The organism is Desulfovibrio sp. (assembly GCF_009712225.1).
GTDB lineage: Bacteria > Desulfobacterota > Desulfovibrionia > Desulfovibrionales > Desulfovibrionaceae > Desulfovibrio.
In genome coordinates this window covers 45,354-59,747 of sequence record NZ_WASP01000003.1, presented here as the reverse complement: position 1 = coordinate 59,747, position 14,394 = coordinate 45,354, and the positions used below count along the sequence as shown (strand labels likewise).

Annotated in this window: 15 protein-coding genes; 14 read left to right on the top strand and 1 reads right to left on the bottom strand. The window is 52.8% G+C overall.

Annotation, left to right across the window (positions count from 1 at the left end):
* Window positions 1–6 precede the first annotated feature (6 nt).
* From F8N36_RS01320 to F8N36_RS01285, 8 genes are all read left to right on the top strand, one after another.
* Window positions 7–735, top strand: a complete 729-nt coding sequence (locus tag F8N36_RS01320; protein ID WP_291330947.1) for a type IV secretion system protein — start codon at window positions 7–9, stop codon at window positions 733–735.
* An 8-nt stretch (window positions 736–743) separates the two neighbouring features.
* Window positions 744–1,664: a P-type conjugative transfer protein TrbG gene (gene trbG / locus F8N36_RS01315; protein ID WP_291330946.1), complete on the top strand. Its 921-nt coding sequence runs from the start codon at window positions 744–746 to the stop codon at window positions 1,662–1,664.
* A complete protein-coding gene (locus F8N36_RS01310; RefSeq protein WP_291330945.1) occupies window positions 1,664–2,242 on the top strand; it encodes a hypothetical protein in 579 nt (192 codons plus the stop codon). Before trbG ends, F8N36_RS01310 begins: the two co-directional genes overlap by 1 nt.
* The gene (locus F8N36_RS01305; RefSeq protein WP_291330944.1) at window positions 2,196–2,687 is read left to right on the top strand and encodes a type IV secretory system conjugative DNA transfer family protein; all 492 of its coding nucleotides are present in this window, start codon (window positions 2,196–2,198) and stop codon (window positions 2,685–2,687) included. Before F8N36_RS01310 ends, F8N36_RS01305 begins: the two co-directional genes overlap by 47 nt.
* Window positions 2,665–3,237: a conjugative transfer signal peptidase TraF gene (gene traF / locus F8N36_RS01300; protein WP_291330943.1), complete on the top strand. Its 573-nt coding sequence runs from the start codon at window positions 2,665–2,667 to the stop codon at window positions 3,235–3,237. Before F8N36_RS01305 ends, traF begins: the two co-directional genes overlap by 23 nt.
* Window positions 3,238–3,551: 314 nt before the next feature.
* Entirely contained in the window at window positions 3,552–3,758 is a 207-nt protein-coding gene (locus F8N36_RS01295) for a hypothetical protein (protein WP_291330942.1), read from the top strand.
* A complete protein-coding gene (locus F8N36_RS01290) occupies window positions 3,748–5,979 on the top strand; it encodes a zincin-like metallopeptidase domain-containing protein (protein WP_291330941.1) in 2,232 nt (743 codons plus the stop codon). The genes F8N36_RS01295 and F8N36_RS01290 overlap by 11 nt, the downstream gene beginning before the upstream one ends.
* Window positions 5,976–6,395 (top strand): DNA N-6-adenine-methyltransferase, encoded by a 420-nt coding sequence (locus tag F8N36_RS01285; protein WP_291330940.1) that lies wholly within the window; start codon window positions 5,976–5,978, stop codon window positions 6,393–6,395. Before F8N36_RS01290 ends, F8N36_RS01285 begins: the two co-directional genes overlap by 4 nt.
* 242 nt (window positions 6,396–6,637) lie before the next feature.
* Here the strand turns inward: F8N36_RS01285 and F8N36_RS01280 are convergent, their stop codons facing one another.
* A complete protein-coding gene (locus tag F8N36_RS01280; RefSeq protein ID WP_291330939.1) occupies window positions 6,638–7,582 on the bottom strand; it encodes an AraC family transcriptional regulator in 945 nt (314 codons plus the stop codon).
* A 143-nt stretch (window positions 7,583–7,725) separates the two neighbouring features.
* On the opposite strand from F8N36_RS01280, the gene F8N36_RS01275 reads away from it, so the two are divergent.
* The 6 genes from F8N36_RS01275 (at window position 7,726) to F8N36_RS01250 (ending at window position 13,873) form a co-directional block, all read left to right on the top strand.
* Window positions 7,726–9,798, top strand: coding sequence for a TonB-dependent receptor (locus F8N36_RS01275; protein ID WP_291330938.1), 2,073 nt, complete (start codon window positions 7,726–7,728; stop codon window positions 9,796–9,798).
* Window position 9,799: 1 nt separating this feature from the next.
* Window positions 9,800–10,864, top strand: coding sequence for a class I SAM-dependent methyltransferase (locus tag F8N36_RS01270; protein ID WP_291330937.1), 1,065 nt, complete (start codon window positions 9,800–9,802; stop codon window positions 10,862–10,864).
* A 173-nt stretch (window positions 10,865–11,037) separates the two neighbouring features.
* On the top strand, window positions 11,038–11,856 hold the full coding sequence (locus F8N36_RS01265) for a hypothetical protein (RefSeq protein WP_291330936.1): 819 nt from the start codon (window positions 11,038–11,040) through the stop codon (window positions 11,854–11,856).
* A complete protein-coding gene (locus F8N36_RS01260; RefSeq protein WP_291330935.1) occupies window positions 11,843–12,595 on the top strand; it encodes an ABC transporter permease subunit in 753 nt (250 codons plus the stop codon). Before F8N36_RS01265 ends, F8N36_RS01260 begins: the two co-directional genes overlap by 14 nt.
* Complete coding sequence (locus F8N36_RS01255) at window positions 12,592–13,269, top strand: ABC transporter ATP-binding protein (protein WP_291330934.1); 678 nt, start codon at window positions 12,592–12,594, stop codon at window positions 13,267–13,269. Before F8N36_RS01260 ends, F8N36_RS01255 begins: the two co-directional genes overlap by 4 nt.
* The gene (locus F8N36_RS01250) at window positions 13,226–13,873 is read left to right on the top strand and encodes a DUF6064 family protein (protein WP_291330933.1); all 648 of its coding nucleotides are present in this window, start codon (window positions 13,226–13,228) and stop codon (window positions 13,871–13,873) included. Before F8N36_RS01255 ends, F8N36_RS01250 begins: the two co-directional genes overlap by 44 nt.
* The last annotated feature ends 521 nt before the right edge of the window (window positions 13,874–14,394 follow it).

The window sequence follows — 14,394 nt, the reverse complement described above, 5'->3', positions numbered from 1 at the left end:
GTATCTATGCCTTTTTTCAAATCACAAGTGAAACTACCCGTGCGGGAAAAAGGGGGAAGCCCCTACCTGGACGGACGCGAAGAGTGGCTTGAACGCTACGGATCTTATATCAACCGTGCCGCGCAATGGCGTATGGTCGCCTTCCTCTGTCTGCTCATCACCGGCGTTTCCATCACTGGCAACGTCATACAGGCAAGCCAGACAAAGACCATTCCCTACATTATCGAAGTGGACGCTCTCGGCAAAGCGGCGGTTATGGCGCGGGCGGATGTGGCTAGCAAAACCCCGCAGCGGCTGATCCAAGCGGAAATTGCCAAGTGCGTCAGTGATTGGCGCACGGTCACGGCGGACGTGGAACTCCAGCAAAAAATGATCGAGCGGCTTTCCTTTTTCATGGCCGGAAGCGCTAAAGGCGTTTTGCGTCAATGGTACGAAGCAAATAATCCTTATGAAATCGCCAAAAGCGGCAAGTTGGTGCATGTGGAAATCAAGGGGCTGCCGCTGCCGGTCAGTACCGATTCCTACCGGGTGGAATGGGTTGAAACCGTCCGCAGTCATGCGGGCGTCATGCTGGATTCCCACAATTATGAGGCCACGGTGACAATCCAGATCAACCCGCCCACGGTGGACGCTGTTCTGCTCCGCAATCCGGGCGGCGTCTACATTACGGCGCTGTCCGCTGGCAAAGTGGTCGGTACTCCGGCTCCCGTCAAACCGCAAAACAATCAGGAATGAGGCTTCTCATGAAAAAGATACTGTTTCTGCTTCTTGCCTTTACGCTCTGCGCAAGAACCGCGTTGGCGGCCCAGGACATTCCCCCCGGCTACCCGCCGCCCCTGGGCGGCATGAGCGCCAGCCAATCTGTACAGGAAATCGACTATATTAGCCCCAAGGTCGTGCCGCTGACCCCGAAGGAAAGAAAGGCTCTCAGCCTTTCCGATGACTGGGCGCGGCAGAATGTTGATCCGGTTCTGTCCGGCGGCGGCAAGGTGGTGTACGTCCACGGGGCCAGCCTGCCCACCATTGTGGCAACGCCCATGCAGGTTTCGGATGTGGAGCTTGAAGCCGGAGAGGTGGTCAATGAAATCGTGGTGGGCGATTCGGCCCGCTGGATGGTGGAATCGGGTTCAGCGGGTTCCGGCCCTGACGCCAGGGTGCATTTGTTCATCAAGCCCGTGGATGCGGGGCTTGAAAGCTCCACGGTGATCACCACAAACCGCCGAGTGTACCATCTGCGTCTTGTATCACAGCGCAAAGGCCACACGCCCTATGTCGGTTTCCTCTATGCGGACTCGCTGAACCGTCAACGCGCGGCCCGGCAAGAGAAAGAAACCAAAGAGCGCGAATGGAACTCCACCACTGTGGATGGCCAGCAGGCGGATTTATCTAAACTCAATTTCCGTTATGAGGTGAAGGGCAAAGCCGCTTGGAAGCCAGAGCGGGTATATGATGATGGACGGCAAACCGTTATCCGGCTGCCGGAGAAAACCGCGTCCGGGGAAATGCCCGTTTTGCTCGTCCGCAAAGGGAGCCGTGAAGTGCTGGTCAATTACCGGGTGAAGAATTCGGCCATGATTGTGGACGGCTTATTTGAGCGGATCGCGCTCATTGTCGGCGTGGATGGCGATCAGGAAAAAGTGGAAGTCATAAGGGGAAAAAAGTGATGCGCATAGTCATTTTCCCATTGCTGCTTCTGGTGTTGTTGGCTTCGGGCTGTGCAGGGCGCGAGCCTATGGGTTCCTATTGCGGGCCTTTGCCGGAGGGTAACGCCGTTGCCGCTATCGCCGCCGATGCCGTGGACTGCCTCTCAAGTCTGTACCCTCCGGGGCATACCTCCGTTCACCTCGTCCCGGCCAAGGACGAGGGCAATAAATTTGCCCAAGCCTTTGAAAATGGTTTGCGCACAAAGGGCTTCACCCTGATTCCCGATGCGCAAACTGACACTCTGGCAATAGCCTACACGTTGGATGCCATTTTCGAGAAAGGTGAAAAATCCTCGTGGTATCTGCATCTCCGTATTTTGGACAGTGAAGATAACGGAAAATCCATTGCGCGGGCCTACACCGCCAGCGGCCAGCCGGAAGCCGGGCAAAGCCGCACGGAGATAGAATTCAAACGCTCCCTGCTACAAAAGTCGCGACAGATCGTGACCAAAAGCAAAGAAGCGGCGGGAGTATGGCAAGGACAACGCGCTCATGGCAAACTGCCATGTCCGTATTGCCTACGCGCCGAACACCATTGAAACGGCCAAAACCCTTTCCGACATGACGGGCAAAACCACTGTTGTGGAAGAAAAGGTTTCTCTCTCTGGCTCCAGAACCGGGCATATGAAAAACGCCTCGGTCAACGTCTCCGAAACAGCCCGGCCTCTGCTTACGCCGGATGAGTGCATGAGGCTCCCCGGCCCGGAGAAGGATTCTCAAGGCAAGGTAGTAAAGCCCGGCGATATGCTGATTTTCACAGCCGGGCAATCGCCTATCTACGGTCGGCAAATTCTCTATTTCTTTGACCCTGTGTTCTCGGCCCGCGCAAAGATTCCGGTTCCCGGCCTCACACCCCAATACCAAAGCGGCATAACGGATTCTCTTTACGAGCCGCGCCCTGCGGCGTGGTACTCGGCAACGCCTGTTGTCGCGGCTCCCCCTGAAAAGAACGAGGCTTTCAGTGAACAGTACTTCGTTGCGTAGCCTGACGCGGCGGGTGCTGTTCATTGGGGTGTGGCTCGCGCTGACGTTTGCCCTGGCCTCCGGCGTGGGCCTGCGCTTCAATCCCACGCCGTCACTGCCCATGGGCATCTACCGCCTTGCTCCCGGCCTTCCAGAGAAAAACGATCTGGTGAGTGTTTGTCTGCAAGGTGAGTTCGCGGAGCTGGCTTTGGAACGTGGCTATCTGGAGCCTGGTTCCTGCCCCTCCGGCCTGCGGCCCCTGCTCAAGCGTTTGGCCGCGCTGCCGGGGGAGTCTGTTGATCCGTCCGCATTCCCGATCCGTTCCGTGGACAGCCAAGGGCGCTCCATATCGCCAGTTCTGATGCCGGGCGTCGTTCCTCCCGGCATGGCCCTGGTGCTGGCCGATCATCCCGGCAGTTTTGACAGCCGCTATTTCGGGTTCGTTCCGTTGGACAGACTCCAGCGGGTGGAGGCTGTTTGGCTCTGGCCCGAAAATGAAAAAGGCCATCATGCCTTGAAACATGCGGGCCTTGAAAGGAGTCCTTGTGTTCGCTCTTTTAAGCACCCCTAGGAGAGATAGTCATGCTGTTAGTTGTGATTGTTTGTGCCTGCCAAGTTGTATGCTCAACAGACAGTCCAGTTGCCAACAGGCCTACGAAGAGCAGGCCTGTAAAGAATTTAATAGTCTTCTTCATCTGACCCTCCCATCGGGCATTAAAGGTGAATTTCCAAAACGAATCTCTAACCGCTGCTTCAACAATCCTTTCTCTCACTATGGTGGGGTTACTCATCCAGGGATGCTGAAAAGAACAAACTTGTCTTAATAGTTAAGCACAGCTCTATAAAAAGCAAGAGGTTTAGCCGTCTTAAAAAAGGAAAATGACCATGCACAACAAAGAATATTTACGCGCTGCGGCAAAGGCCATTGCGCAGCAGATTGAAGGCGATTCCGTGATTTACGGCGTCCCGCTTGACCCTGACGTTGCGGACTACATGGGCGCTTTCCCCGAAGAGGCCATTACGCTGGCCGACATGGTGGAAGACGGCCTTTTGACCGTCACCGATTCCGGGGAGGTGGTCTATGTCGGCTAACACCAAAACCGGCACTCAGAAGCCGCAGAAGCCGAAGCGGCCCCCGTTCCATGAAGAGTTTGCTAGCAAGATCATTGAGCGCCTTCAAGAAGGAACGGCCCCGTGGCAAGTACCTTGGACGCTGGGAAAAGCCTCCCTGGTTCCCCACAATCCCGTCTCCGGCACGGTGTACCGGGGCATGAACCGGGTGCATCTGGCGCTTTCCGGCTATGACGACCCGCGCTGGATGACGCTGAAACAGGCCAATGACCACGGCTACAGCATTTTGCCCGGCAGCAAGGCCACACCGGTAGTCTATTTTCAGTTCATTGCGGAAAAGGACAAGCTAGATAAAGAGGGCAAACCCGTCTTTGGTGCGGACGGCAAGCCGGAAAAAGAAAAAGTGGAGCTGGACAAGCCCATTGTCCGCTTCGCCTATATCTTCAACGCTGAACAGGTTGACGGCATTCCTCCGCTCCAGCTGACAGATAAAGCCTATGCGTGGGAGCCCATAGAAAAGGCGGAAAACATCCTTGCCGCCTCCGGCGCGGCGATCAAGCACGACCAGAGTAACCGGGCCTTCTATCGGCGCATGGAAGACGCCATTCATCTGCCGCCCAAGGAAAACTTTGACGCGCCGGATAAATACTACGCAACGGCTCTGCACGAGTTGGGCCACTGGACAGGCGAAGAAAAGCGCCTGAACCGCGAGTTTGGCCCCTTTGGTTCGGAAACGTATGCGCGGGAAGAGTTGCGGGCGGAAATCGCCTCATGGATGCTCGGACAGGAAATCGGCATCGGCCACGATCCCGGCCAACATGCCGCCTATGTGCAGTCATGGATTCAAGCCCTGAAAGAAGACCCCTACGAAATTGTGCGGGCCTGCCGCGACGCGGAAAGGATCAAAGAATACGTCTTTGACCTGGAGCGGAAAAAGGAACTTCAGCAGGAGGCCCCGGGACAGACGGTGCAGCTGGAAAAGACCGCGCAACGCGGCAAATCTCTTGAAAAGGATGAGCGCATAGCCGCTATGGGCGTTCCTACGGCTCCAGCCAAGGAGAAAACTTTTCTCGCCGTTCCCTACAAGGAAAAGGAACGGGCAAAGAAGTTCGGCGCGAAGTGGGACAAGGATAACAAGCTCTGGTACGCACCGGAAGGCACTGACATTGCTCCGTTGGCGACCTGGGTTCCTGAAATGACGCTGGAAAAGGCTCCCGTGCCGGAACCGTTCATGCTTCCACAAGAGGAATTTGCGCGGGCTTTGGAAAATGCCGGGCTTGATCTGCGCGGCAAAGCTCCGATTATGGACGGGCATATCCATCGTGTGCCACTCATCGGCAGAAGCGGCGGTGACCTGGACGGCGCATACTGCGGCTATCTGGATGAACGGCCTGCCGGCTGGATGCAGAATTTCAGCACCAGCGGCAAAACAACCTGGGTTGCCACGGGCCATACGCTGACCAAAGAGCAGTTGGAAGCCCAACACGACGAAATTGCACAAAAAAGCGAGGAGCGGCAGCGGCTTATTCTGGAGCGCCAGCAAAGAGCGGCGCGGGAAGCGTATACGGAATGGATCGCTTATGATTGGGCCACAAACGAGAATCCCTATCTACAAGCCAAGGGCGTTCAGCCTTTCGGGGTGCGTGAGGACGTGGTCGGCAACCTTCTTGTGCCCGTGATGACTGTGGACAAGGAGTTGCGTGGCTTGCAAACCATTGCCCCGGAAGGTGCAAAAAGCTTCATGTACGGGATGGAGAAAAACGGCAACTTCCACCTGATTGCCGAGCCGGGGAAAGACCTTTCTCAAGGGGATATCATCCTGGCCGAAGGCTATGCAACCGGCGCGAGTCTGCACATGGCAACGGAAAAACCCGTGGCTGTGGCCTTTGACGCGGGAAATCTGGAACCTGTAGCCAAAAAGCTGCGGGAAAAATTCCCCAATGCCGCTATTATCATCTGCGCGGACAATGACCACAAACACACACGCCGCACATCGGACGGCGTGGAACCCTGGAACAAGGGCGTGGAACTGGCGCAGAAGGCCGCTCAAGAGGTCGGCGGCAAGGTCGTGGCTCCGATCTTCACCGATGAAGAGCGGGCCAGGGGACTGACGGATTTTAACGATCTGCACCAGTCCCGTGGGCTGGATGAGGTGAAACGGCAAGTGGGGATCGTTTTGCAAAAGGGGGTTGCGCAGGATAAAGGCCAGGAACGTGGGAAAGCGCGGGAGTTGTCCTTATGAACGTGCATTTCTCCAGTAAAAAAATGGAGTGGGCAACGCCTTGGGAACTGTTCCACGTGTGGGATATTTCTCACGGGCCTTTTACCCTGGATGTGTGCGCCACTTGGGAAAATGCCAAGTGCAGGACGTTTTTTTCGCCAGCAACCAACGGCCTGATACAGTGTTGGCATGGAGTATGTTGGATGAATCCCCCGTATGGCCGTGAAACTGGCCGCTGGATAGCCAAGGCGGTGGAAGAAATACACCAGAGAAACGCAGAGCGCATTGTCTGCCTTCTCCCGGCCAGAACAGATACCGCTTGGTGGCATGCGTTTGTAATGCCCTACGGCGACATTCATTTTTTGCGTGGACGGGTACGTTTTGAAGGCGCGAAGCATCCTGCACCATTCCCAAGTGCCGTAGTCATTTTTAGATAACTCAGAAATTCTGCGGGCCACGCGCCCCGATCTCGCTCTATCTGACGGTCTTTAAGAAAGCATCATGCATGCGGGGCTGTTTACTCAGGAGCCTCTCCGTAGCGCGAAAAAGAGCAGGGGGGCCTCAATTCTGGTCGGAAGCAGCCCCTATCTTCATGTCTTTTACCTTGAAGGTAGAAAGGTAGGGCTGTGTTCTAAACACTCACTCAATAGATAACCATTGTACAAGGCGATCCCTATGCTCAAAGAATATTTTTATTGCCTTTTCCACTTTGAAATTTTTTAGGTGTCACACCGTAGCGCTTGAAAAATTCATGACTGAAATGACTCAGACTTTGGTAGCCGATATGCACACCGATCTCTGTGACATTCATGTCACCTGCGGCAAGCAGTTCGCGAGCAACCTCCATGCGATAGTTCCTGAAGTATTCGAACACAGGTAGACCGAAGACCTGCTTGAAGCCCACCTTCAGTTTTTTTTCACCGACACCTACCATCTTCGCCAATTGCGCAAGTGTTGGTGGACTTTCCATATCCTGCACCAATAATTCCCTGGCTTCCTTTATGCGTCGTACATCTGATGGCGATAGGGATACTGTCCGTTCGTAGCCATTTTGGGTGGCAAGATATTCGATAAGCTGTGTTTCTATTAGTTCAAGTGTTCGAATTTCCATATGCAGTTTGCGCAGGGTTCCCGCATAGGCGCTTGTTACAATATCTGCTATAAGACGGATTTTTTGAGCGCTGTTTTTGCCTATCCACTGAAATGCTGTTTTGCGGCCTTCAAACACACGTTCCAGTTGCTTTGGTATGTTGGTATGTTCCGCCACAAGATAGGGATAAAGGAAATCTTTATCCATAATAATACTTAATCTACGCATGCCACCTTTGCACCTCATATTCCCTACTGTGTCTGAAAGATATGTGATGCTATTACTTCCGCTGGTGTGCAACTGCGTTGTTCCGCTCAGCGCTCCATGCTTGTAGCTACAATGGTTCGATCCAGTGAGCATAAACCCGAATATGAGCGGAGAACTCTGAATTTCAAATTCCATATGCAACGGATCTGTGGGCGAAAGTTGAGAAAGCTGCAACACAAGGCCCGGCCTGAGCATAAAAGAATCTGTTCCGCAGGTTCGGTAAAAACCAGGACCGGCGAAAAGCGTCAAATCTTGTCCTAATCCCATACATTCCTCAACGACCCCGGCGATACCCCGCTGGGGATATTTTTTGACCTTTCCACGGTTAGCAAGACTCTTTTTTCTAGTTTAATGAAAAGGAAAATCAAATTCAATTAAAAGTAGCACACGCCGGGGAGAGGTGACACGCCATGCGTCATTACATTTTAGGAGGAATCCTAAGTTATTTTCTTCTATTCGAAAGCGCCCATGCGGCAGAATCACAACCGCAGCCCGCTGATACCTATACGCTGGAAGCGATCTCCGTTACCGCCACTAAGCGTGAACAGGCGCTCCGGGAGATTGCAGGCAGCGTCTCCACGGCTTCGGATATCGATCTGGAAAATCAGGGGGCTGAAACCTTGCAGGACGCTACAAAAATGTTTCCCAACGTCCATATGAAAAGCACTAGCTCCGGTAATGAAATTGTCATTCGCGGCATGTCCACCTGGGATACGGCGCTACATTCTCCAGCGGGGCTTTATGTGGATGGGGTGCCGTATCCTTTGTCCTACATGCAGAACATCTACCTGCATGACATGGAAGGCATTGAGGTGTTGCGCGGTCCGCAGGGAACTCTTTATGGCAGAAACAGTGAATCGGGGGTGATCAACCTTGTGCGGCGCACACCGGACAACAAGTTACGGGGATCACTTTTTACGGAATTTGGGAATCATAACACCTTTCGTCTGGGGGCTTCTGCGGCTGGGCCATTGCTTGAGGACAAGGTGTACTTTTCAGGAAGCTATCTTCGCCATCAAACGGATGGCTTTGTCCGCAACGAATATAAACAGAAAGATCAAGCGGCACGACACAAGGCTGATTCGGGACGAGTGGTTTTACGACTCACCCCTACGGATGCGTTGGATGTGCGCATGTCATTGGATGCCACACACAGTGACGATGGCATAGGCAGTATGCGCTTGTCCACCGGGCCATACCGTAGCGGACGGTATAAAATTCGCTCCGACGCCCCAGACGAGGCTTCGTCTGATCTTGTGATTCCTGCGTTCACCATCACACATACTGGCGAGCATGTTAGAACAACATCAATAACCAGCTATTTAGATTACAAATACAAGATGTTGTCTGATCTTGACAGAACGCCGTTACCTCTGGGCGTGTCCGACATGAGTATTAATCAGCGCAATATCTCAGAAGAGCTGCGTTTTTCTTCCGTAGGTAAGCAGAGGCTTTCTTGGGTAGCCGGGCTCTTTTTGGGCAAAACCTCCATGAATACGGATATGAACCGAATTCGCCGACGGGCCGCTGCAACCACATATCTGCATACGGACTACACGGAAACAACGGGGGCACTTTTCGGGCAGGCCACCTATGCCATTACGGATGCCTTTCGGCTGACGGCAGGTCTACGGGCTGAATATACGGGCTTAGACGGTGAACAAACATATAAAACCGGTGCAGGGCAGCGGCGTGCGTATGAAAAAGGTTTTCGCTACACGGAGTTCCTTCCCATGGCTTCCGCCTCTCTCGACGTTACAGACAACCTGACCACGTATGCATCATGGTCCCAAGGCTATCTGCCAGGAGGCTTTAATGTTTTTTCAGCCAGTTCAAAAGATACATTTTATTATAAACCGGAATACAGCACCAACTACGAACTTGGGCTGAAAACACACTGGCTGGATAACAAATTACAAGCCAATGTTTCCGCTTTTTATTCTGACATCAGAGACAAACAGGTTCGGGAAGAAGTTCCATCTGCAGGCATCGGTACATGGAAATTCACCAATTCTGCAAAGGCTCATACCTCCGGCGTCGAACTAGAGGTCAGGGCATACCCACTTGAGGGCTGGGAGTTGCGTGGTGGCGTTGGATATGCCCGTTCTGAAATTGACGAGTGGACGGTGTCCACTCCCAGTGGTGGAAGAAAAAACTATAGCGGCAATCGTCTGCCTTGGGCACCAGACCTCACGTATCACCTAGGCGTTGGTTATACACATCCATCCGGCTTTTTTGCGCAAGCGGAATATCTCGGATCTGGAAAACAGTATTTCGACGCTGAAAATACACTTAGCGATCCTGGATACAATACAGTCAATCTTCAATTCGGATACCGTGGCGAAAATCTTACCGTGGCTATTTGGGGGAAGAATGTCTTTGATACACACTATATAACAAAAAAACTTGTGGCTAATGGCAACAAAATTGTGGAAGACGGCAATCCGTTCAGTTTCGGTACAACTGTTTCATGGAGTTTTTAGTATGCACGATGAAAAAAAAATTGCATCCGGACATTCTGCGTCACCGGATGTTTCAATCCTCACAGACTGGATGCTCGGCTCAGTGCGCACAGCGTTGCTTGATCTGGCCCTTGAGTTGGAATTACCCGATATTCTGCACAAGACGGGTACGCTGGAAGGTATAGCGGCACACCTCGGTAATCCGCATGCTGGAAATCTCGCCCATGTCCTTGATGCTATGGCAGCTCTCGGCCTTACCTCAAAAAAGAATGGGGTCTACGCCAATTCTGCACTTGCCGAAATGTATCTTCGCAAAGAAACCAATACCTACCTAGGTCACCTGATGCGTAGGCTCCAGGCCATGCAGCACCGGAATCTCAGCAAGATGAAGGAACTACTCTATTCTGGGCCGCAGCCGGTAAAAGAAGATGATCGTATTGACGGAAAAGATCTGTGGAAAAAATCTAGTCGTGACATGATTGCTTACCAACAGGGCGAGGTATCTCGCAGACTGGCGGACATGGCGGTGTCGCTGCCGGAATTTCGGCATTTCCGCCATATTCTCGATCTTGGATGCGGACCAGGTATTATTTGTTTATCTATTATGGGCCGTAATGCGGCATTACGGGGAGCATTCTGCGATTTGCCTCCTGTACTGGAGTTGACCCGAAAGGAGGTCGAGGCTGCGGGCATGGAAGAGCGTGCGGAGTTCTATCCCGGTGATTACAATCTGATCGACTTTGGATGCGGCTATGATTGCATATGGGCCGGTCAGAGCCTGTATTTTGTGAAAGACCTCCCTGCATTCATGAAAAAGCTGCTGGACGCCCTGAACCCCGGTGGAGTCTTTGTCAGTCTGCACGAGGGACTGAACCGAGAGCGCACCGCTCCGGAGAAGGTGGTTATTTCCCGCCTCTCTCTGGCGTTGGAAGGCCAAGATGTTTCGTTTGAGGAGGGGCGCATAGCTAGGCTGGCACTTGAGGCTGGTTTCGCCTCTCTGGAACGGCGAACTATCAACATGCTTTTTGGTGAAAATGAAGTAGCAATCCTGCGTAAGTCCGGGATATTGACGGAAGGCACGGTATGAACATCCGTCCGTGCGCGTTCGCTCTTCTTCTTGCTTGGGTGGTCTGCGGGGGCTGGACTATCTCTGTCGCGGCGCAACCTCCGCTACGCCTTGCTGGTCCACCCGTGCGCGAGGCCATTCCGCTAGTGTTAATGCGCACTCTACCTCCTCACGTACCAGGAAGGGAAGGGGCCGTGTTCACGCCCTGGAATTCACCGGAGCAGCTTCGCGCTCTCATCGCCAAAGGTAAGGTGGACGTGGCACTCATGACGGTGGCGTCCGCCGCCGCGTTGCACAACAAGGGAGTGCACTGCACTGTAGTGGCCGTATTTTCCGGTCCAGCCTGGATTGTTTCCACGAATCAGGAATTTTCTAGCGTGGACATGCTGAATGGGGAGGAGATTCTGTTGCCTTTCGGGCCAGGGGAAATGCCGGAAGTTGTGCTACGCATACTCATGAAAAAACACGGGCTGAGCTTCATGCCCCGCCATGTGGGTAGCGCTCTAGAGGCCGTGGGTATGCTGCGTAGTGGTCGTGCAAAGCATGCCTTCTTGGTGGAACCGGCGGCAGGAAAGGCCATGTCTGCCCTTGGAATTCAGATTGATACCTCAGGAATTCCCGTTTTGGGATGTCTGGATATCCGTGCACTGTGGGCCGAAACGTTTCCTCAGTCACCATGTATGCCGCTGGGGGCGCTTACCGTCTTTGGTTCACTGGCGGACAGTCAAGAGGCTCTAACTGCCATCCGTACGAGTTATGTAGAGGGAGTGAGCCATGCTAGGGAGCACCCCCGCATGGCACTTGAAACTACGGGCGATGTTTTTCCTGTTTTAGGCAGGAGTCTTGAAGGAATGAATGTAGAGCGGGTTTGCGACATACGCATTATGGACAGCGACCACGCAGCGATGATGGCGACTTTTTTCCTCACCCGGTTACTTGAAGTTTCTCCGGCCTCTGTTGGAGGGCGTATGCCTGGAGAAGACTTCCTGAGGTTGTCCGATGCGCGCCACTGATATGTTCTGGGGGCTTTTGGGCTGCGGTGTTCTTATAGGAGCATGGGAGGTTGCGGCGCGGGGCTGTCAGGGATTTGTTATGCCATCGCCAGCGGCGACGCTTATCGCCCTGTGCGACATCCTTTCGCAGTCAGACTTCTGGCGCGATGACTTCCGCATCAGTTTTGAGCGTTTTGTGTGCGGTATCGCTTTAGGTGGAGGTGCGGGGATCTGCTTAGGGCTGGCAGCTGGGTTTTACAAACAGCTGCGTTTGGCGCTTACCCCCGCCCGCTGGATGCTTTCCAGCGTGCCTGGCGTAGTTGTGGTCATGCTCGGCATGCTTTGGTTCGGTATTGACTCTGAAATGGTGATTTTCGTTGTGGCCCTAACGGTAGTGCCAACGGTGTACGTAGGTGTTGTGGAAGGTATCCGATCCGTGGATTCCGGGCTGCAAGAAATGATCGCCGTTTACCGCATTACCCGCTTACAACGCTTCTGGCATGTGTATCTTCCAGCTATCACAGCACCCTTACTCTCAAGTTCCATTATCGCCCTCGGGGGAGGGATGCGTGTAACCATTCTGGCGGAAACTATAGGTGCCACCTGTGGGCTAGGCCATGCTTTAGCTATCGCCAGAACCAATCTGGATACTGCGGCGCTTTACGCTTTGGCGCTGGTCAGCATGCTTCTGGTGGGTGTTCTTGAGGCGGCTCTGCTGTTGTTGACCAGACACAACACATCTCAGAGGAAGGCAAGATGACTTCTCTGGTGCTTTTTTCTCAGGTGGGTTTTGCCTACGCAAGACATGATGTTTTGCGTGACCTTTCCCTACAGCTGGATCCTGGAGAAGTAATAGTTTTGCAAGGTTGCAGCGGAGTAGGCAAGTCAACTTTATTGCGTCTGGCGGCGGGCATTTTGCGTCCCACAGGTGGATATGTCCACATCGGAGCGCAACGCATTGGTGTTGTCTTTCAGGAACCCCGTCTGCTGCCGTGGAGAACCGCACTCCAGAACGTCATGCTACCTTTACTCAGCTTGGGGATGGATCCCGCCCAAGCCGGACAAAAGGCGACGAATATGCTGGAACATATGGGGTTAGCCCATTTTCTGGAGGCGGTGCCCGAGGAACTCTCCGGCGGCATGAAACAGCGCGTTTCACTGGCGCGAGCGCTAGCTGTGGATCCGGAACTATTGCTTCTCGATGAACCGTTTGTCGGTTTTGATCCCGCTCTACGCGCCGAAATGAAACGATATTTGGCTGATTTCCTTTTCCGATCTAGAGCTGGAATGATGCAGATTGCACATGATCCTGAAGATATATTCATAAAAACGGCACGCATTATGACGTTGGATCAACATGGTGTCGAATGCCGTCAAAAAGGACACAAATATGAAAAACATGGAACCGTTCTGGATGACGCTTCAGAGTTTTAGAGATGACACATTTATCGTGCAGATGCTGATCATCGTTGCGTACTTGGGCATATTGTTTCTGATTGCCAAGCGAGAGGGAGCCAGAACTGATGCTATCGTCAAGGTCATATTAAGTAGTATATTTATTTTTAACGGTATCGCCTGCTTTTTGATGTACTTCAGTGAACTACCCATGGCGAAGTTTTTTGCTGGCCCTCTGTATCTAGCTATTGGTTATCTATTTCTTATAGATATTATGGCTAGAAGAATTCATTTTACCTTCAATGTTTCTCCATTGAGACGATTCTTAGCATTCATCTTTGTCATTCTTGCTTTTTTATTTCCAGTATTCGGTATGCTCAGTGGGCATGGCATGATTGCACTACCTGGAGTGCCGTGCCCATTAGCAATCTTTACACTGGCTCTTCTCAGTGCGGCAATGCCACGTGTGGATAATATCATTGTTTTTATGTTGCTTGCCTGGGTTCTGGTCAATATTCCTAAGATTTTTGGACATGTTGGATGCTACGAAGAAATAATCCTCATTCTGGCTGGTGCGTACGTGCTTGGCCTGAACAGAATCATGCCAGAGAAAAACATCGGAGACGAACATGCTTCGACATGAGCTCTTATCAAAACCGAAGTTCGAAGTTACCCCACGCTCCATGGTGAAACGGCCTGTAGAATGTGTGGACGCCGGAAGCGCCTATTGCCCGTGCCAACTCGCGGAACTTGGACAATGTATAGAGTGCTCACTGCTACGCGGTGAAGGCGAATGCCGTTGCCATTGGGCCGGATCGTGCATTTTGTCTCACAGCCAATGGGGTAGAGGTAAGGTCCGGCAAAGCTGCAAGTTTCCAATCCTTCAGCAATGGGAGCGCCATGAAGGTGCAATAATAGTTGCCGTACGAGTTACGCCGTCCCTAGCGGCTGAGCTGCGTGCGCCAGGAAGCTTTGTTTTCGCTCGTGGTAACGAAAATCCGCATTTTGATACCCCTATTGCCGTTGTTAGAGCATACCCAGAAACACAAACTATCATACTTGCATATAGGGTAATCGGGCCGAAGACTAGAAGTCTGCGTGGATCCGGAACTGAATTGTGGATACGTGGCCCGTACTGGAATGGAATAACGGGTCGTAGGCGTA